Here is a 20,402-nt window from a genome sequence, read left to right on the forward strand (position 1 = left end):
TCTTGCGTTCCAGTATTTGTTATGTTAGCTGTTTAATTAGAGATAATCAAGAAGCACGCAAGGATCGGATTGGTTTGCTCCGCTCGTGCTGTTTTTCAATTTGCTGCCTTTTGGGAACATCTTTTTAGGCACAAACCAAAATAGAGATAAAGGAGGATGTTTTTTATGAAGACATTAATTGGTGGGGCGATAGCAGCAGTTTTGGGCATCATTTGCCTTTCGGTGTGGTTTAAAGAGTTTTTACAGATTTTAGCCGGCGCTATCCCCGCAATGCTTCTGTTGGGGGGCGGCCTGGCGGTTTACCTGGGATTGGACGAACTGAAAGATAATTGGAAAAAAGAGGATGTCTCTGTGGACAGCACGGCTCAGGCTGAAGATGTTGAAAAATACAAAAAAGAAATCGACGATCTCAAGCAAGAAATTGACGCTTTAAAAAGCGAAAAAGCATAATCCAAAAGATTCTATCCGTAAATAAGGGCCCTGTATGTTTGGCATATAGGGCTCTTATGCGTTTTAGAATTCATTATTACTGCGCAAAGCAGTAGTTGCCAGAAAGTCCGCCCGCTCATTTTCGATCACACCGCTGTGTCCTTTAACTTTTATAAGCTTGATATCACTAAATGCCGCAATCAGCTCCTGAATGGATTTGATCAGATTCTGGTTTTTCTTTGCCTTCCAACCACGCACCAAGACGCCTTGGGCGTAGCTGCTGTCCGTAAAAATTCGTACAGGCAGATCGGTCTTTTTGATTTCCAACAGGCCGATTCTAATGGCTTCAAGTTCGGCGATGTTATTGGTCGCTATTCCGATCGGTTTGGATATTTCCTTTGTGTGGGTTCCATAACGCATGACAACTCCGATTCCGGATGGACCGGGGTTGCCGGAGGAAGCCCCATCTGTAAATAGACAGACAACATCTTTTTCGATAGCCGACGCGTAATCTTCCAGGGATTTGTTTTTTGTAACTTTTATTTTCGGCTGCCCCCCGGTTGAAACCTTTCCGGATGGATTCTTCTTGGGAGATGGTTCGGATTCAATCGGAACAACCCCCCCGGAATGGACCCAGTACTCATGATCCTGATCCAGCTGGTATTTAATCAAAACCTTGTTATTTTTAATAATAGGATTTCCCTCGGAATCCGTTGCCAACCAGACCTTGTTGGTTTTAAAACGCATGCGTTTCCAGGAAGGTATCGTCTGCTCCAAGCGGTTTTCCCCTTACGATAATAATTTAATGGTACAGATAGCAGGATCTACTCATTTTCTCAAATGCCAGCAGCTCATTCTCCCACGATTTTTCGATGGCATCAATATCTTCGAAATTTTCGATGCGCTGCCGAATCATCCGGTTGCCGATAATTAAATCGATGGGCAGTCTTTCGAATTCATATTCATAGGGTGGCGGCTTCCACTGAAATTCGTTGGCGTGCAGGCGTTTAATGGCCTGCAGGAACTTGAGGGTGGTTCGATACGGCCGGTACAGATCCGGATTTGTTATGTGAAGCTGAAAACCGCGACACAACCTGCCCTGCCATTTATTGGCGGTGGGTTCGAATGCCACCGGTCTCAGGAAGACGCCGGTATCTGAGGCTTCCGCAAGTTCTTTCGACAGCTTTTCAATGTCGATAAAGGGGGCTCCGAAAAATTCAAACGGCTGGGTTGTTCCCCGCCCTTCAGAGACATTGGTGCCTTCCCATATGACCTGTCCGGGATATACCATGGCTGAAACCGGCGAGGGTAGATTGGGCGACGGTGCAACCCAGGGAAGACCGGTATCCCTAAAATACATGGCCCTTTTCCAGCCCTTCATGGGGATGATGTCAAGGTCGCAGTCAATACCATAAGCTTGTTTGAACAACAGCGCCAGTTCTCCCATGGTCATCCCGTGCCGCATGGGTATCCCATATCGACCCACAAATGAAGCGCAATCCGGCGACAGGCAGTTTCCTTCCAGGGTGACGCCGTTTACCGGATTGGGGCGATCGAGTATGACCACTTTTACCCCCCAGTTTTTCGCGGCCTCCATCGCGTAAGAAAGGGTGGTTGAAAACGTATACACCCGTGTGCCGGCATCCTGCAAGTCTACCAGGAGGATATCAATCTGCTTAAACATGTTTTCCGTGGGCCGGCGTGTTTGGCCGTAAAGGCTGAAAATCGGAATGCCTGAGACCGGATCGACCATGTCGGCAGACTCGATCATATTGTCCTGTTTTTCAGCAAAGAAGCCATGCTGGGGCGCAAACAAAGCCTTTAGCTGCCCCGGGAAAACTTGCCCGATCAACTCACGGGCATGTCGGAAGCTACGGTCAACAGAGGCGGGATTGCTCAAAAGGCCCAGGCATTGTCCATTCATCCAAGGCGGCGGGGATGCGATCAAGGCCTCAAGGCCGGTTTTTACGATAGTCATTTACGATATCCAAGGCGGTTGATTTATGATTCTTGATTGAAGTGTCCTCGCGTCACCTTCAGCCTATTTGTTTAAGAATGTTTAACACATCAATTTACATTTCAAAAGTGAAAAAACGGTTCTTGTTCCTTCACTGGCGCCCTTGGCCCTTTGAATCCTACCAGAATTGTAAGCTTACCAGAAGAAGTTCTGAAAACGTACCATGAAAATCCTCACGGTAACAAAATAATTGCCTTAAATTGCTTGACACAGGAATTAATTAAAATTACAAAACAAATTTATGTTTTTAGTCAATATCACGATGCTTTTAAACCGTTCCGGCGTTGTATTCTATATTCGGGGAAAAATTTTATGGAGATCAATTTGACCGGCATTGTCGGGATTGTGGGCAATTACGGCAGCGGAAAAACGGAGGTTTCAATCAACCTGGCGGTCAGCAGAAAGCGGGCCGGTGTGGACGTTCGCATTGCCGACCTGGATCTGGTCAACCCCTATTTTCGCACCCGCGAAGCCAATGCATCGCTGAAAGATCATGGGATTGACGTGGTGCTTCCCGACAAGGAATACCTCCAGGCGGATTTGCCCATCGTGAGCCCGGCGATTGCCGGATTGATTCGAAACCCGGCGCAGTTGACCCTGCTGGACATTGGCGGCGATGATGCCGGCGCTACCGTTCTGTCAAGCCTGGCAGATCACCTCCGGACCCAGAAGGTAAGCCTGCTCCAGGTGGTGAACCCGCACCGTCCCAATACCGATTCGATTGCAGGCTGCCTGAAAATAAAGGCGGAGATTGAAAAGGCGGCAAGGCTGCCTGTCACCGGCCTGATCGGCAATGCCAATTTGATCGATGAGACAACCGTGGACGTTATTTATGAGGGGTATGAATTTGCGAATGAGCTGGCAATAGAAAGCGGTTTGCCCCTTGAATTCATTACGGTATCCACCGGATTGCTGCCAAAAATTGACATGGAGCGGTTCAACTGCCCGGTATTGGTTTTGGAAAGACAGCTGGTGCCCCCCTGGAAGAAAGCGTTCCGGTTGGGGGTAAAGAATTATGCCGTTTAAAGGCAAATTCCGAAAAAATAGATAAAGAGGCCGGAAGAATAGAATATTGGAATATTGAAAGAATGGAAAGATGCCCGTTACCTTGCATCTCATTATTCCAAGATTCCATCATTCCAGGATGATTTTCGCAGAAGCCGGCATAAGGACCGACCCATCAGCTTATGATGGACGAATAAAAGGAGTTTTATTGTTATGGGATATCAACACACAATTGATCGCGACCGCTGCAAGGGTTGCAGTTTATGTATCACGGTATGCCCTAAAAATGTTTTGGAAATTGCATCCGACATGAACACCAAAGGGTATTTTCCCGCATACCAGGCCAGGCCGGAGGATTGCATTCACTGTTCGATCTGCTGTATCATGTGTCCGGATGTGGCCATCACCATCACTGAAACAGCGGAAGCATCAACCACGGAAAAATAAAGAGAGGGAAACCATGGGCAAAGTATTGATGAAGGGGAATGAGGCGATCAGCGAGGCAGCCATCCGGGCCGGATGCCTGAACTATTTCGCCTATCCGATTACCCCGCAGAATGAAGTCGCCGAATATCTTTCCAAGCGTCTGCCGGAGGTTGGCGGGGTATTTTTGCAGGGGGAGAGCGAGGTGGCCGTTTCTTATATGCTTTTCGGCGCGTCTGCCTGCGGCGCCAGGGTTCTGACGACGTCCTCCAGCCCGGGGATCAGTCTCATGAGCGAAGGGCTCAGTTATATGACGGCCGCCCAATGTCCGGTCGTTTTGATCAATATCATGCGCTGCGGTCCGGGACTGGGGGGAATTCTGCCGGCCCAGGGGGATTATTTTCAGGCCACCAAAGGCGGCGGCCACGGAGATTATCATCTGCTGGTCATGGCGCCGGCCAGTGTTCAGGAAGCCGTTGAAATGGTCATGCAGGCGTTTATACTGGCGGAAAAATATCGCAATCCCGTCATGCTTTTAGGCGACGGACTGATCGGTCAAATGATGGAACCGGTTGAATTTCCGGAAGATTATATCGTCCCGCCCGTCAATAAAGACGCCTGGGCCACCAGCGGCATGGGAACCCGCAAGAGCCGCACCCGAAATCTGGTCAAAACGCTCTACCTGGATCCGGTTGAACTGAATAATCACAATCTGCTGCTGAAATCAAAATACGACCGGATGAAGAGAGAGGATGTCAGATTTGAGAACTACAATACCGATACGGATTACAGCGCTCTGATCGTGAGCTATGGCACCATGAGCCGGGTCTGCATCACGGCCATCGACAATTTAAAGGCCGAAGGTCTTGAAGTCGGCATGCTGAGGCCCCAGACCCTTTTTCCGTTTCCTGAAAAGGGAGTCCACGCAGCCGCGGCAAAGAAAAGCTGTAAAGTGGTGATCAGCGTTGAAATGAGCATGGGCCAGATGGTGGAGGATGTCGACCGCAGCGTCAAGGGCCAGCGTCCGGTGGAATGGTATGGGAAATGCGGCGGCGAGGTGCCCACACCGGAAGAAATAATGGACGTCGTACGGGCGAAGTTAAAGCAATCGTCTTAACCCCAGATACGGGATAAGTACCCTCTCGAAATAAATTTCCGCCAAAAACGCGCAGAAAATTATTTCACAGGTACGAATGCAAGGAGCTGAGAACAATGGGTAAAACATACAAAAAACCGGAGGCGCTTTCCGACAACTATACACATTACTGCCCGGGTTGCACTCACGGCACTATCCATCGGCTGATTGCCGAAGTCATTGATGAACTGGGGATCCGGGACCGCACGGTGGGGATTGCCCCGGTGGGATGCGCCGTCCTGGCCTACAATTATTTCACCTTCGATTTCCAGGAGGCGGCCCATGGCCGTGCGCCGGCCATGGCCACCGGCATCAAGCGGGTCCGGCCGGACCTAATGGTTTTCACCTATCAGGGCGATGGCGATTTGGCGAGCATCGGCTTATCGGAAATCATCCACGCCGCCAACCGCGGCGAGAAGTTTACGACCGTTTTTGTAAATAACGCGGTTTACGGCATGACCGGCGGCCAGATGGCGCCCACCACGATGCCGGACCAGCGCACCACGACATCCCCCTACGGGCGCAAAGTCGAAGATGCCGGCATGCCCATCCGGATAGCGGAACTGCTGGCCACGCTGGCGACCCCCTCCTATATTTCGCGCCATACGGTGATTCGACCCAAATATATCACCAAGGCAAAGCGCGCTATTAAACAGGCGTTTACCTATCAACTGGAAGGCCGCTGTTTCAGCCTGGTGGAGATTGTGAGCACGTGCCCCACCAACTGGGGAATGACACCGTCCGAGGCGCTGGACTGGACCGAAGACAAATTGCTGGCCTATTATAAACTGGGCGAATATAAAACACCCGAATAGCTGGAGGAGAACGAATGCAAAGTGAAGTAATGTTTGCCGGTTTCGGCGGGCAGGGCATATTGTTAATCGGAAAAATTTTGGCAAACGCTGCCATGGAACAGGGCTTCCAGGTCGGGTGGATTCCCTCTTACGGTCCGGAGATGCGCGGCGGAACCGCTTACTGCACGGTGGTGATCAGTGATCGCCCCATCGGGTCTCCCATTATCCGCAACCCCGGGCATCTGATTGCCATGAACCGACCGTCGCTGGAAAAATTTGCCCCCATGGTAAAACCCGGCGGCGTTGTCCTGATCAACAGCTCGCTGATTCATGTCGGCAGCGGCCGCACGGACATTGACGAACTTAAGGTCCCAACCATGGAAATCGCCAGCGAACTGGGAAATGTCCGCGCGGCGAATATCGTGGCGCTGGCTGCCTTTGCGGCCCGCAGTAAAATTGTGGATTTTGAGGTGCTGCGCAATACCGTCAAGGAAGAATTCGCAAAGAAGAAAAAGCTGATACCGCTGAATATGGATGCCATGGATGCCGGGCAAAAGGCGGCTCTAAAGACAGAATGAGTCATACGCAGGGAGAGATATGCTGAAATTAACGCCGCCGGATTATATTGCAGGCTTAACACCCTACAAACCCGGCAAACCTTTGGAAGAGCTTGAACGCGAATACGGCATTTCCGATTCCATCAAGCTTGCCTCCAACGAAAATCCGCTGGGACCCTCGCCAGCGGCGCTAAAAGCGATGCAAGGCGCCCTTAAGGAGTTGCATCGTTATCCGGACGGCAGCGGGTTTAAGCTGAAGCGCAAAATCTCCGAAAAATTCGGGGTCGATTCCGGGCGGGTGGTTCTGGGAAACGGCTCGGATGAAATCATCGGTATGCTGACACGCGCCTTCCTGCAGCCGGGAGATGAGGTCGTTTTGCCCACGCCGTCTTTTCTGATGTATGCAATCATGGTGCGCAGCGCAGGCGCGGTTCCGGTTTATGTTCCCTTAAAAGATCTGTCCCTGGATTTAGACGGCATGAAAAGCCGCGTCAATCCGAAAACCCGCATGATTTTCATCTGTAATCCCAACAACCCAACCGGAACCTTTATCAGCGATAGGGATTTCAGGGGGTTTCTCGAAAGCCTCCCGACGGAACTCATGGTGGTGGTGGACGAGGCTTATATCGAGTTCGTGCGCGGGGTCAAGGCTGCCAGCAGCATCGAATACCTCAAGGGCGGCCGGGAACTGGTGACCCTGCGGACATTTTCCAAGGCTTACGGTCTGGCCGGGTTAAGAATCGGTTTTGGGGTCATGCCGCCGGAAGTCGCCGACCTGCTCAACCGGGTCCGCCAGCCCTTCAATGCCAACAGCCTGGCCCAGATAGGCGCACTGGCAGCTTTGGACGACACCGTCTTTTTTGAAAAAACCCTGAAATTGATTCATAGCGGACTCGATTTTCTTTACAGCAGCCTGGATAAAATGGGGATCGAGTATTTTCCGAGCCAGGCCAATTTTTTTCTTGTCAATGTCAGACAAAATGCAGACGCGGTCTTTGAAGCCATGCTTAAGCAGGGCGTGATTGTTCGCTCCATGACGGAATACGGTTTTCCTGAGTTTATCCGCATTAATGTCGGTCTTCCGGCGGAAAACGACCGGTTTTTAAAGGCCCTGGCAAAGGTGCTGGGATGAAACCGCTGCTCATCACCATCGACGGTCCTGCCGGAGCCGGCAAGACAACGGTGAGCCGTCTGCTGGCGGACTTGCTGGGCTATCGCTACATCGATACCGGCGCGCTTTACCGGGGAATTGCCCTAGCGGTTAAATCCGCCGGGATCGCCCCGGAGGACGACAGCGCCCTTGAGAAGCTTTGCAGCACCCTGGTTTTGCAGTTTGGCCGAAATGACGAGGGGGTCCGTCTGCTACTGAATCATCAGGACATTACCGATCAGATCCGTACACCTGAAATAACGATGCTGGCTTCGGCGGTTTCGGCGCGGCCGGTTGTCAGAAAATGCCTGTTGGGTCTGCAGCGGGAAATGGGCAGAGAGAAGAACGCTGTTTTTGAAGGCCGTGATATGGGAACCGTCGTTTTTCCAGATGCAGACGTGAAATTTTATCTGGATGCTTCACTGGAAAAACGGGCCATCCGGCGGCACCGTGAACTCAAGCCGCAAACCTGCCAGAGTCTGGCAGTGGTTGAAGCGGATATCGAACGACGGGATAAAAATGACAGCACCCGTCAACATGCGCCCTTAAAACCGGCAGCAGACAGCATCATCATCGACTCAACCGAACTGACGGTGGAAGCGGTTGTAGAAACCATGAGGTCCCATATTCAAAAGCGGCGGTGAATATTTTTTATAAATAATCATTGCATTTTAATAGAGGGCTTGATAAATAATTATGGTTATGCGGCTATTTAAGATGTATCAGACCGCGATTAAATCGGCTTAGGGGGTATTTTTTTAATGGAAGATTCTAAAAAAAACGAAACAACACAACATTCAAACCTGGAAGAAACAGTCGGTACAGAGATTGACGAAAAGGACGACGCGCTGAAAACCGAGGGGAAAACGGAAGACCAGAAAACCAAAGAAGACCGTGCTGATGCCAATGAAATGGAAAATTTCATGGATATGTACGAGGAGAGCTTCAAGCGTTTTCAGGAGGGCGAAGTCGTTTCCGGCAGGATTATTTCAGTCGATAAAGATTACGTTTCGGTGGATATCGGGTACAAATCCGAAGGTCAAATACGAATCCATGAATTCATGGATGAAAACGGCGACATCGTTGCCAAGGTGGGCGACAAGGTCGAAGTGATGGTGGAAAGGTGGGATGATGAGGAAGAAGTCGTTGTCCTGTCTAAAGAAAAAGCCGCTTCCGTCAAGGTGTGGGAAGAGATCAAAAACGCCTACGATGAAGAAGGCGTTGTCACGGGCGTGATTGTCAACCGGGTCAAGGGAGGCTTTTCGGTGGACATCGGGGTCCAGGCCTTTTTGCCGGGATCCCAGGCGGATTTACGGCCCATTCGCAACCTGGATGATATGGTCGGAAAAACCTTTAAATTCAAAATTCTAAAATACAACCGCAAGCGCAGCAATATCGTGCTGTCGCGGCGGGCGCTGCTTGAAGCAGAGCGGGAATCCAAACGCACGGCAACCTTGAAATCCATCCGCGAAGGCAAAGTCGTGGAAGGCATTGTCAAAAACATTACGGAATACGGCGTTTTTGTGGATCTGGGCGGAGTGGACGGACTCCTGCATATTACCGATATTTCCTGGGGCCGGGTGAAACATCCGTCCGAACTTTTTTCAGTTGCAGATCAGATTAAGGTAAAGATTCTCAATCTCGATATTGAAAAAGAAAGAGTTTCTCTGGGAATGAAACAATTGACGGAAGATCCCTGGCTGACGGCTACGGAAAAATATCCGGTTGGAACGCGCATTACCGGTCGGGCCGTGAGTCTGACCGATTACGGCGCTTTTGTGGAACTGGAAGAGGGTATTGAAGGGTTGATTCACGTTTCCGAAATGTCATGGACACGCAAGGTGCGCCATCCTTCCAAGATCGTTTCCATCGGAGAGGATGTTGAAGCGATCGTTCTGGATATCAAGCCGGAAAGCCGGCGGATTTCTCTGGGGATGAAACAGGTCGCTCCCAATCCCTGGGACGTCATCAGTGAGAAATATCCGGTGGGGACCACCATCGAAGGCAAAATAAAGAATATTACAGACTTCGGGCTGTTCATCGGAATTGATGAAGGCATCGACGGACTGATTCACATTTCGGATATTTCCTGGACGAAACGGATCAAACACCCCTCGGAAATATACAAAAAAGGGGAAACGGTCCAGGCCATTGTTCTCGACATCGACAAAGCGACGGAACGGTTCTCGCTGGGGATCAAGCAGATGCAGCCGGACCCGTGGCAAACTGTGGCGGAGCGGTATGCAGTCGGAAAGGAGATCACGGGCACCGTTACCAATATTACCGATTTCGGTGTTTTTGTGGAACTGGAAGAGGGGATTGAGGGGCTCGTGCATGTTTCCGAGATCGCCAAGGAAAAGCTGAAAACACCGGTGGGACAGTTTAACGTCGGTGATATCATAACGGCCAAGGTCATGAATATCAACAGCGAAGAAAGAAGGATCGGTCTTTCCATCAAACGACTTGAAATGGACGACGAACATGGCCTGCTGAATGATTATATCAGCAGCATGCGCCCCACAACGTCAGACTTCGGTGAAATTTTAAGAGAAAATCTTCAGGAAAAATTCAACGATAAATAGAAAACCGACTTGCCACGATCAGCGGCAGATACATGCTGCTGATCGTGGAAAAGTTGCTCATACTGAACCCCAACGATTCATCTATAAGATAGCATCATGTTTTCCCGCCGGCATCCGTATCTTTTTTTTATTTTGACAGCGCTTTCCATTTCCGCAGTTGTCGTCATTGCCATATCCCTGCTGTTTCTTTTTGGGGCTTCGGATTCGGATTTTGCCGGTCTGGACAGAGGGGGCGACAGGGTCGGGGTCATCGAGATAACCGGTGTCATTTCCGACGCCAAACAAGTGATTCAGCAACTGAAAAGATTCCGCAAAGAAGATTCCATCAAGGCCATTGTGATGCGTATCGATTCGCCCGGAGGCGGCGTCGGTCCGTCACAGGAAATTTTCCGCGAAATTCAAAAAACGATCGAATCCAAAAAGGTCATCACTTCGATGGGGGCGGTGGCAGCGTCCGGCGGATATTACATCGCCGCTGGCACAAACGGCATCGTTGCAAGCCCCGGCAGCATTACCGGCAGCATCGGGGTCATTATGGGTTATGCCAATTTTGAGCAGATTTTGAAAAAAATCGGGCTGGTGCCCGTTGTGATCAAAAGCGGTGAATATAAAGACATGGGATCGCCGGCCCGGGAGATGACCGGCCGGGAACAGCAATTGCTGCAGGATTTTGTGGATAAAATTCACGGCCAATTTGTGAAAGATGTCGCTCTCGGAAGAAAAATGGATCTTGCTGAGGTCGTAAAACTTGCAGACGGCCGAATTTTTACCGGTGAAGAAGCCCAGGAATTAGGGATTGTGGACCGTCTGGGAAACCTTGAAGATTCCATTGAATGGGCCGGGCGCCTGGGGGGGATTAAAGGGGAAGTTACAGCCGTCTACATTCGCGACAAGAAATTCTCCATTCTGAAATATCTGACCGAATCAACCCTGCAAGAATTGTTTGGACTCGCAGTCAGCCCGCATCTGACAGGCGGGTATCTGTATCGACCGACCGATTAACCTGGTTATTCCAACAAAGCGAATCCAAGGCCCCCTGAACCTGGCTTTTTACTCAAATATCGACACATCTCCTGCCCCTTTTCGTATGACTTCGGGCCGATCATCGATCAAGGAAATAACACTGGAAGGATTCCCCGGGATGGGGCCCCCGTCAATGACCGCATCCAGGCGGCTTCCGAAATAATCGTGGATCAGGGAAGGATCGTAAAAGAGGGCGCCGTCGGGCATCGTGGCGCTGGTTGAAATAATGGGGTTTTCCAGCGCCTCCACCAGCGCAATGCAGATGTTGTTGTTCGGCACCCGGATGCCGGCGGTTTTTCGCTTGGTGAGCATCATTTTGGGAACCAGACGGGAGCCCTCCAGTATAAATGTATAGGGCCCCGGCAGAAGTCTTTTCATGGTTTTATAGGCATAGTTGGAAACCTTGGCATATCGGCTGATGTTGGTCAGGTCCGAGCAGATGAAGCTGAAGGGCTTGTTTTTGCTGCGACTTTTGAGCAGGTAGATCTTTTCTATCGCTTTCTTGTTGAGGATATCGCAGCCGATGCCATAAAAGGTATCGGTGGGATAGGCAATGATTCCTCCTTTATGGAGGATTTCCACAACCTTGCGAATGAGCCGTTCCTGTGGATTTAGGGGATTAATTTTCAGCAGCATAATATGTCCATCTGTTTAAGTCTCATAAAGATATTAACGCAATTTCAGTCAATAATACAAGAAAATGTTTCAGGTGTCAGGGATCAGGGGCCGGGGATCAGGTGTCAGGGATCAGAGGTCGGAGTATTCCACAGCGGCAAAATGATGAAAATGAATAAGGGATGCGCAGATAAACCTTTTCATGTTCAAAGCACATGTCCGCAACCGGCAATTCCTGACAACTGACCCCCGAAACCTGGCCCCCGAAATTAGTCATTGCTAAAGAGACAGCCATTTGATAATTAATCAGATTATTAATGGTTATCTCTTAAAACTCATTGAAAAAATTATAAAAAACAACTCGTTGATACGGGAGGACGTCCATGCTTAAAATACCACCTGAAGAAGGTTATTCTTTTGACGATGTATTATTGGTCCCCAACCACTCCGAAGTGTTGCCGAAAGACGCCAACACAAGCACCCGGCTGACTAAAAACCTCAACCTCAATATTCCCATCGTCAGTGCCGCTATGGATACGGTTACCGAGGCCCGCACGGCCATCACCATGGCGCGTGAAGGCGGCATCGGTTTCATCCACCGCAATCTGAGCGTTAAAAGCCAGGTTACTGAAGTCGACCAGGTCAAAAAATCAGAAAGTGGAATGATTATCGATCCGGTTACGATTTCCCCGGATCGAACCGTTGCGGATGTGTTGAAACTGATGGAAAAGTATCATATTTCCGGGGTGCCTGTGACCAAGGGCGACCAGCTGGTGGGAATTGTAACCAACAGGGATTTGCGATTCGAGACCAAATTGGAAAAAAAAGTATCCGATATAATGACTAAGGATAAACTGATTACCGTTTCAGAAGGCATTTCCCTGGAAGATTCCAAAAAATTGCTGCACGAGCATCGAATTGAAAAGCTGTTGGTGGTGGATAAAAAAGGACAGTTGAAGGGGCTGATCACCATAAAGGACATTGAAAAAATTCGTAAATACCCCAACGCCTGCAAAGACAAGCTGGGCCGGCTGCGGGTCGGTGCTGCGGTGGGGGTGGGGCCGGACATGGAAGAACGCACCGAAGCGCTTTTGCAGGCGGGTGCGGATGTGATATTGATCGATACCTCCCATGGGCATTCGAAAAACGTCCTTGAAGCCGTCCGGAAATTAAAGCGTAACTTTAAAGACCTTGAATTGATTGCGGGCAATGTCGGTACCGGCAAGGGTGCTGAAGACCTTATCAAGGCCGGCGTCGACGGCGTCAAAATCGGGATCGGGCCCGGGTCGATTTGCACTACCCGGATTGTCGCCGGGGTGGGAGTTCCCCAGATCAGCGCCATTATGGACTGCCGTTCGGTTTCCAATAAAACCGGCGTGCCGCTCATTGCCGATGGCGGGATAAAATTTTCAGGAGATATTACCAAGGCGATCGGGGCCGGCGCCCATTCGGTTATGATCGGCGGCCTGTTTGCCGGAACCGAAGAAAGTCCTGGTGAGACCATGTTTTATCAGGGACGCAGTTATAAGGTCTATCGCGGCATGGGGTCTCTGGAAGCCATGAAGCAAGGGAGCAAGGACAGGTACTACCAGAGCGAAGAAGTCGCGGAAGACAAGCTGGTTCCGGAGGGTATTGTCGGGCGGGTGCCGTATAAGGGGTCGCTTTCCGCCAATATTTTCCAACTGATCGGCGGATTGAAAGCCGGCATGGGGTATGTGGGGTGCCGGACCATCGAAGAGTTGAGGGAAAAAGCCCGTTTTTTAAAGATCAGTGCCGCTGGACTGCGTGAAAGCCATGTGCACGATGTTATTATCACCAAAGAGGCGCCCAACTATCGCCTGGATTAACTGTCATGACGAGCCATAGTGCCCCTAATTCTGATTTTGTCCATCTGCATGTACATACCCAGTACAGTCTGCTGGATGGCGCCATCCGCATCGAACCGCTGTTGAAACAGGTTAAGGATTTCGGCATGGATGCCGTTGCCATTACCGATCACGGGACCATGTTCGGGGCGTTGGAATTTTACGAAACGGCCCATAAGGCCGGCATCAAGCCGATCATCGGATGCGAATGTTATCTGGCGCCGCGGAAACTGACGGATAAAACGCCGGGCGACAACAAAGGCGTTTCCCATCTGATCTTGCTGGCCCAGAGCCAGGAGGGATTTCAGAATCTTTGCAAGCTGGTGAGCATCGCTCAGTTGGAGGGCTTTTACTATAAACCCCGCATCGACCGGGAAGTTCTCAAAGAATACAGCCGCGGATTAATCGCTTTCTCGGCCTGTTTGCACGGTGAAATACCCGAGAAGATAACGGAGAACAGGATTGGGCAGGCTGATGAAGCCGCGCTTTTTTACCAAAAAATATTTGGTGAAGGCAATTTTTTTCTGGAAGTCCAGAACAACGGCATTGACATACAGGGGAAGGTCAATCAGGCGCTTCTGGATATGAGCCGAAGGCTTTCGATTCCTTTGGTGGCTTCCAATGACTGCCACTATCTCAAAAAGGACGATGTCCGCGCCCACGACCTTCTACTGTGCATTCAGACCGGTAAAACGGTGCAGGATGCGGACCGTTTAAAATTCAGAACGGATCAGCTCTATTTTAAATCAAAAGAAGAAATGATCAGCGATTTCAAGGATTACCCCGGCGCCCTGGCCAATACGGTTGAAATTGCCAAGCGATGTCATATCGAATTTGATTTTAAAACCTACCACTTCCCTAAATTCAGTACCGCGGACAAATTGTCCGCGGAACAATTTTTTGAACAAAGCGTTCGCGAGGGATTTGAGAACGTCCTCGCGCGGGTGCTCGCCAAAAATCCGAATGTGGATCAAGCCGTTTACCGTGATAGAATCGATTATGAAATCAGCGTCATCAATTCCATGGGGTTTGCCAGCTATTTTCTGATCGTGGCTGATTTTATCCGCTATGCCAAGGAGCACAACATACCGGTGGGCCCCGGCCGGGGGTCTGCCGCCGGAAGCCTGGTGGCGTATTCTCTGGGAATTACGGATCTCGACCCCATTGAACACGGCCTGATTTTTGAACGGTTTTTAAATCCCGACCGCAAGAGCATGCCGGACATTGATGTTGATTTCTGTATCAACGGCCGGGAAGAAGTTTTTAAGTATGTCGTTGAAAAATACGGCGGTGGCGATTATGTGGCCCAGATCATTACGTTTGGAAAACTAAAAACCCGGGCCGTTATCCGCGACGTCGGCCGCGCCCTTGCGATCCCCCTGCATGAAGTGGATGTGATCGCCAAAATGGTGCCGGATGTATTGAACATCAGCCTGGACGATGCCCTCAAACAGGAGCCGCGACTGGCGGAACTGGTCGCCACCAAACCGGAAATAGCCGATCTGGTCAACATCTGCCGGGTGCTTGAAGGTCTGCCCCGACACGCCTCCACCCACGCGGCCGGCGTGGTCATTGCAGACCGGCCGCTGGTGGAGTACCTGCCGCTTTACCGGGGTAAAAAGGGCGAAGTCGTGACGCAGTTCGACATGAAGTGCGTTGAAAAAATCGGGCTGGTCAAGTTCGATTTTCTGGGACTTCGCAACCTCACGGTCATTGCCAACGCCCTGGCGTTGATTGAAGGCCATCAGGGCGCAGCGCCGGATATCTCCGCTCTGGATGTTAACGATCCCAAGACCTATGCCCTGCTTTCAGCCGGAGATACCACCGGCGTGTTTCAGCTTGAAAGTTCCGGAATGAAGGACCTGCTGGTGCGGCTGCGGCCGGCGAATTTTGACGATATCATCGCCCTGGTGGCCCTGTACCGCCCCGGACCCCTTGACAGCGGAATGGTGGACGATTTTGTAGAGCGCAAACACGGCCGCAAGAAAGTGGAATACCTCGTGCCTGAACTGGAGCCGATCCTGAAAGAAACATACGGCGTTATCGTTTATCAGGAACAGGTCATGAAAATCGCCGGTGAACTGGCCGCCTATACGATGGCGGAGGCCGATGATCTGCGCAAGGCCATGGGAAAAAAGATACCGGCCATTATGGCCAAGCACAGTATACGGTTTTTACGTGGGGCCAAAGAAAACGGGCTGCCGTCCGATAGGGCCAAAAATATTTTTGACCTCATGGAAAAGTTCGGCGGATACGGCTTTAACAAGTCCCACAGCGCGGCCTATGCCCTGATTGCTTTCCAGACCGCTTATCTGAAAGCGCATTTCCCCATGGAGTTCATGGCGGCGCTGCTTTCAAGCGAAATGCAGTCCACCGACAATATTGTGAAATACATTGCCGAATGCCGCAGCCACGAAATTCCGATCCTGCCGCCGGACATTAATGCCAGTGGAAAAGCGTTTGCTGTCCAGGAAGCGGGAATCCGGTTCGGACTGGTTGCGGTGAAAAATGTGGGCGAAGGCGCCATCGAATCAATTGTCGAAGCGCGCCAGGAGGGTGGACTGTTTACGTCCCTATTTGAATTCTGTGAACGGGTGGACCTGCGGAAAGTCAACAAGCGGGTTATTGAAAGCCTGATTAAATGCGGCGCTTTCGATTCCACCGGTGCGTACCGGTCCCAGATGATGGCATCGCTGGAGGGCGCCCTGGAATATGGCCAGCGCATGCAGAAAGACAAACTGGATCCCCAGATGGGACTTTTTGATATGGGCCCGGACGGGCCGGTTGCGATTAACTATCCTCCCATGAGTGAGATCGACGAATGGGACAAGAACCAGTTGCTCAATCTTGAAAAGGAAGCCCTCGGGTTTTACATCACCGGGCATCCGTTGACCGGTTACGAAGATCTGTTGGAAAAGTTTACCAATACCGACACCCTTTCATTAAAGGAACGAACGGATCGTGAAACCGTCCGGATTGGTGGCATTATCCGGACCATCAAAACCATCAAAACCAAAAAAGGCGATCTGATGGCGTTTGTCACGGTGGAGGACCTGCTGGGTGCGGTTGAAGTGACCGTATTTCCGTCGATCTATACTTCTGTTTACAGCCTACTGGCGGAAGACAGCGCCGTTCTGATTCAGGGGCAGCTGCAAAAGGATGAAAACGCCGTTAAGATTCTGGCCGACAGCATCATTGCCATGGATACAGCCGAGGAAAACTGGACTGCGGTGATTCATTTTAATCTAAACCTGGATCGCACGGAGCGCAGCACCCTGGAGAAACTTTGCGATATATTAAAAAACCACCCCGGGTCCTGCCGGGCGTTCATTCATTTGCGGGAAGATGAACAAAAAGAAGTGGTGATCGAACTGCCGGATTCTCTCACCGTCAAAGCCGGCATGGCCTTGACTCGCGACATCAAGGCGCTTCTGGGCTATCCGGCCGTGGAAACGGTTTGCAGCCCGATGCCCTCCGAACCCGCCGGCAACAATTCCAGAACAAACCACAACAGAAGGAAAGCTCAGCATGCCTGATGCGGCGGTCAACATCCATGCGGTTCTTCTGGCGGGCGGCAGCGGGACGCGCCTGTGGCCGGTTTCCAGGGAGCTGTTCCCGAAGCAATTGGTCAGTTTCTTCGGGACGGATTCTCTCGTCCAGGCCACCATTAAACGTCTGAGTCCGCTGCTGGAAACCGAAAAGGTGCGGATCGTATGCGGCGCCGAACATTATTATGAAATCGCCCGACACATGGAAGATATCGGCGTTACCGCCGCCGGCAAAATTATCCGTGAACCGGTGGGGCGCAATACCGCCCCGGCCATTCTACTGGCGGTATTGACCATTTTGAAAGAGGAAAAGGATGCCGTGGTCTGCGTTTTCCCGGCTGATCATGTGATCAAGGATATCGACCGATTCCACCGCAAGCTTGAAGCCGCCATTGAACTGGCCCACTCGGGCCATATCATTACGTTCGGCATACAGCCTAATTTCCCGGAAACCGGTTACGGTTATATAGAAGGGGCTGACCGGGTCAGCCCGGATGCGCTGGGGATCAAGCGGTTCGTTGAAAAACCGGATAAAACCACCGCCCGAAAGTATATCGAGGCCGGAAACTTTTTCTGGAACAGCGGTATGTTTGCCTTCAAAGCTTCCGTCATTGTAGAAGAATATAATAAGTTTCAGCCGGCGCTTCTCAGCCGGTTGGAAGGAATCGTGAGCGGTCTGGCCCCGGTTACACTGGAAGATTATCAACAGTTGCCGAATATATCCTTCGATCATGCCATTATGGAATCCACCCAAAAAGGAGTGGTCCTGCCGTCGGATTTCGGCTGGAGCGATATCGGTTCCTGGAAGTCGCTGTATGATTTTCTGCCTAAAGACACGCAGCACAATGTAACGGCCGGCGATGTGATCGTAAAGGATACTCAAAACTGTTTTATCATGGGGCACGAGCGCTTGATAGCGACCAACCATCTTCGCAATATGGTGGTGGTGGAGACGCCGGATTCCGTATTTGTGTCGGATATGGATCGCAGCCGGGATGTAAAGGAAATCGTCACGCAGCTGAAAGAAAGCGGCCGCCGGGAATACCATACCCATCGGCTTGTTTATCATCCCTGGGGGACCCTGACCCTGCTGGAACAGAGAGAGGGGTATCGCGTGGATCGGATGGTGATTTACCCGAACTCAAAATTTAAAGTCGAGCGGCTCGCGGCTGCAACCAAGCAGATGATCTGCGTCTGCGGAGTGGTAGGTATTACCTCGGAAAAAGGCGACATTTCGCTGAAGGCAGGTCAGACCGCCGTGGTTTCCCCGAATGAGATCGTACAGATGAACAATAAGGGGAAAGAGAACGCCTGCATCATCCAGGTTCAGATGGAAAAAGGTAAATAGACTGAAGGTAGATAGACTGAAGGTAAACAGACTGAAGGTAGATAGACTGAAGGTAGATAGACTGAAGACCAATAGGCTTTCACACTACAGTCTTCAGACTTCGGTCTTCAGCCTTTAGCCTTCGGCCTTCAGAAAGGACGCGTTATCTATGAAAGTACCATTGTTGGACCTGAAAAAACAATATCAGCAGATCAAACCGGAAATCCTTGCGGTGACGCAGGAAGTATATGAAAGCCAGTATTTTATCCTCGGCCCCAAGGTGGAAGTCCTTGAAAAAGAGATTGCGGCTTACTGCGGCGTGAAACATGCCGTCGGCGTTTCTTCGGGAACCGATGCCCTCATCATCGCTCTGATGGCGGCCGGGGTTGGTCCGGGTGACAGTGTGATTACATCCCCCTATACCTTTTTTGCCACAGCAGGGGCGATTGCCCGGGTCGGCGCCAGACCGGTTTTCGTGGACATCGATCCGGATACCTACAATCTGCTGCCGCAAAAGATCGAAGGCGTTGTCGGCGAGGGGCTGAAGGAACGTCCCAAGGCCGTCATTCCGGTTCACCTCTACGGCCAGTGCGCCGATATGGAGCCGATCCTTGCGGCTGCGGCCGGACACCGGCTGGTTGTCATCGAAGATGCGGCCCAGGCCATTGGCGCCGTTTACCGGGAAAAACCGGCGGGTTCCATGGGTGCTTACGGTTGTTTTTCTTTTTTCCCATCAAAAAATCTGGGAGCCTTCGGTGACGGCGGAATTGTGACCACCGATTCGGCGGAGATTGATGAGAGGTTGCGGATCTTGCGGGTGCACGGTTCAATGCCCAAATATTTTCACCAGATGATCGGCGGCAATTTCCGACTGGACGCGCTCCAGGCTGCCATTGTTTCGGTGAAGCTCAGGTATCTGGATAAATGGACCGAAGCGCGCCAGATGAATGCCCGCAGCTACCGGGAGCTGTTTCACTCCGCAGGACTGGACGAAGTGGTGAAGCTGCCGCTGGAAAAAGAAGAGCGTCATATCTACAACCAGTTTGTCATCAGCGTCGCCGACAAAAGGGACGCGCTGCGCCGTTTTCTGGAAGGGGCCGGCATCGGAACGGAAGTTTACTACCCGGTGCCGCTGCATCTGCAGGAATGCTTTGCCTATTTGGGATATCGGAAGGGCGATTTCCCGGCGGCGGAATACGCCGCCGACCATACGATTGCCCTGCCGATCTATCCGGAGCTGTCACCTGATCAGCAGGCCCATGTAGTGGAAACGATTAAGAACTTTTTTGCGTAAATATTTTCCGGGTAAAGAGTATCTTTATTATCGAATTAGGAGTGAAGAGATTGCATAGACTCTTCTAAAAGATACAGAATGCCGAAAGGCCAGGAGAAGATCTCGAATCAACAGTACGAATATTTTATAATGCTGGACATTTTGCAAATGCCTTTCCTTTCACATGTGGATTCCAGCTTAGAAGTGCAACAGTCATTGACGAATAAAGGTGCGAACCAGACGGTTCACTTGACGCCGAGGACGGTCGTGGCCTGACGGGCAATTTTGGTGACAGCGCAAGCGACTTTATCGTTGAACCTCAGTAACAACTATCCATTTCAAGGGGGAGCGATATGGCAAGTTATTCTAAGTGGGATGGGTTTTTCAAGGTAATCTGTGGGGCCTCCGCAATAGTATTTCTCTCAGCCGTAGTCGTTAAGCTAGCGCGTCCCGCGTCGCTATCAGAAGTGAAATTAGAGACCCTTTTGCTCATTCTAGGCGCTATAATCATATTCCCATATATAAGTCAATTAGAAGCATTTGGCGTTAAAATGGAAATCAAAAAGAAGGTTGATGATCTGGCGGTAGTGTATAATCTTTTGTGTAAATTTTAAAATGGTATAAAAAAGGGCGCTTTTCCTTTAAAAGGGTTTTTGGCA

At 50.8% G+C, this 20,402-nt stretch carries 17 protein-coding genes; 14 read left to right on the forward strand and 3 right to left on the reverse strand.

From position 1 onward, the window contains the following. The first annotated feature begins 165 nt into the window (after positions 1-165). Positions 166-450, forward strand: a complete 285-nt coding sequence (locus P1P89_11740) for a hypothetical protein (protein ID MDF1592180.1) — start codon at positions 166-168, stop codon at positions 448-450. A gap of 63 nt (positions 451-513) precedes the next feature. On the opposite strand, the gene P1P89_11745 is transcribed toward P1P89_11740, so the two are convergent. After that, positions 514-1,206, reverse strand: a complete 693-nt coding sequence (locus tag P1P89_11745; protein ID MDF1592181.1) for a ribonuclease HI — start codon at positions 1,204-1,206, stop codon at positions 514-516. Between the two features lie 25 nt (positions 1,207-1,231). After that, the gene (locus tag P1P89_11750) at positions 1,232-2,407 is read right to left on the reverse strand and encodes a DUF1343 domain-containing protein (GenBank protein MDF1592182.1); all 1,176 of its coding nucleotides are present in this window, start codon (positions 2,405-2,407) and stop codon (positions 1,232-1,234) included. A gap of 351 nt (positions 2,408-2,758) precedes the next feature. On the opposite strand from P1P89_11750, the gene P1P89_11755 reads away from it, so the two are divergent. The 9 genes from P1P89_11755 to sppA all read left to right on the forward strand — a co-directional run bounded on the left by P1P89_11755 (position 2,759) and on the right by sppA (position 11,094). Next, positions 2,759-3,472, forward strand: a complete 714-nt coding sequence (locus P1P89_11755) for a cobalamin biosynthesis protein CbiA (GenBank protein ID MDF1592183.1) — start codon at positions 2,759-2,761, stop codon at positions 3,470-3,472. A 192-nt stretch (positions 3,473-3,664) separates the two neighbouring features. Beyond that, complete coding sequence (locus P1P89_11760) at positions 3,665-3,898, forward strand: 4Fe-4S dicluster domain-containing protein (protein ID MDF1592184.1); 234 nt, start codon at positions 3,665-3,667, stop codon at positions 3,896-3,898. A gap of 13 nt (positions 3,899-3,911) precedes the next feature. After that, positions 3,912-4,991: a 3-methyl-2-oxobutanoate dehydrogenase subunit VorB gene (gene vorB / locus P1P89_11765; protein ID MDF1592185.1), complete on the forward strand. Its 1,080-nt coding sequence runs from the start codon at positions 3,912-3,914 to the stop codon at positions 4,989-4,991. 95 nt (positions 4,992-5,086) lie between these two features. Further along, the gene (locus P1P89_11770) at positions 5,087-5,824 is read left to right on the forward strand and encodes a thiamine pyrophosphate-dependent enzyme (GenBank protein ID MDF1592186.1); all 738 of its coding nucleotides are present in this window, start codon (positions 5,087-5,089) and stop codon (positions 5,822-5,824) included. A 14-nt stretch (positions 5,825-5,838) separates the two neighbouring features. Beyond that, positions 5,839-6,381: a 2-oxoacid:acceptor oxidoreductase family protein gene (locus P1P89_11775; protein MDF1592187.1), complete on the forward strand. Its 543-nt coding sequence runs from the start codon at positions 5,839-5,841 to the stop codon at positions 6,379-6,381. Between the two features lie 19 nt (positions 6,382-6,400). After that, positions 6,401-7,492 (forward strand): histidinol-phosphate transaminase, encoded by a 1,092-nt coding sequence (hisC, locus tag P1P89_11780; protein ID MDF1592188.1) that lies wholly within the window; start codon positions 6,401-6,403, stop codon positions 7,490-7,492. Next, positions 7,489-8,154: a (d)CMP kinase gene (cmk, locus tag P1P89_11785; GenBank protein ID MDF1592189.1), complete on the forward strand. Its 666-nt coding sequence runs from the start codon at positions 7,489-7,491 to the stop codon at positions 8,152-8,154. Before hisC ends, cmk begins: the two co-directional genes overlap by 4 nt. A 117-nt stretch (positions 8,155-8,271) precedes the next feature. Beyond that, a complete protein-coding gene (locus P1P89_11790; protein ID MDF1592190.1) occupies positions 8,272-10,092 on the forward strand; it encodes a 30S ribosomal protein S1 in 1,821 nt (606 codons plus the stop codon). Between the two features lie 96 nt (positions 10,093-10,188). Beyond that, positions 10,189-11,094, forward strand: coding sequence for a signal peptide peptidase SppA (gene sppA / locus P1P89_11795; protein ID MDF1592191.1), 906 nt, complete (start codon positions 10,189-10,191; stop codon positions 11,092-11,094). Positions 11,095-11,142: 48 nt separating this feature from the next. Here the strand turns inward: sppA and P1P89_11800 are convergent, their stop codons facing one another. Next, on the reverse strand, positions 11,143-11,751 hold the full coding sequence (locus tag P1P89_11800; protein MDF1592192.1) for an L-threonylcarbamoyladenylate synthase: 609 nt from the start codon (positions 11,749-11,751) through the stop codon (positions 11,143-11,145). A gap of 362 nt (positions 11,752-12,113) precedes the next feature. Between P1P89_11800 and guaB the strand changes: the two genes are divergently transcribed. The 4 genes from guaB to P1P89_11820 all read left to right on the forward strand — a co-directional run bounded on the left by guaB (position 12,114) and on the right by P1P89_11820 (position 19,764). After that, the gene (guaB, locus tag P1P89_11805; GenBank protein MDF1592193.1) at positions 12,114-13,577 is read left to right on the forward strand and encodes an IMP dehydrogenase; all 1,464 of its coding nucleotides are present in this window, start codon (positions 12,114-12,116) and stop codon (positions 13,575-13,577) included. Between the two features lie 5 nt (positions 13,578-13,582). Continuing rightward, on the forward strand, positions 13,583-17,131 hold the full coding sequence (locus P1P89_11810; protein MDF1592194.1) for a DNA polymerase III subunit alpha: 3,549 nt from the start codon (positions 13,583-13,585) through the stop codon (positions 17,129-17,131). Next, positions 17,124-18,491, forward strand: coding sequence for a mannose-1-phosphate guanylyltransferase/mannose-6-phosphate isomerase (locus tag P1P89_11815; GenBank protein ID MDF1592195.1), 1,368 nt, complete (start codon positions 17,124-17,126; stop codon positions 18,489-18,491). The genes P1P89_11810 and P1P89_11815 overlap by 8 nt, the downstream gene beginning before the upstream one ends. A 148-nt stretch (positions 18,492-18,639) precedes the next feature. Then, positions 18,640-19,764, forward strand: coding sequence for a DegT/DnrJ/EryC1/StrS family aminotransferase (locus P1P89_11820; protein ID MDF1592196.1), 1,125 nt, complete (start codon positions 18,640-18,642; stop codon positions 19,762-19,764). Positions 19,765-20,402 lie beyond the last annotated feature (638 nt).

The organism is Desulfobacterales bacterium (assembly GCA_029211065.1).
In the GTDB taxonomy this organism is placed as follows: domain Bacteria; phylum Desulfobacterota; class Desulfobacteria; order Desulfobacterales; family JARGFK01; genus JARGFK01.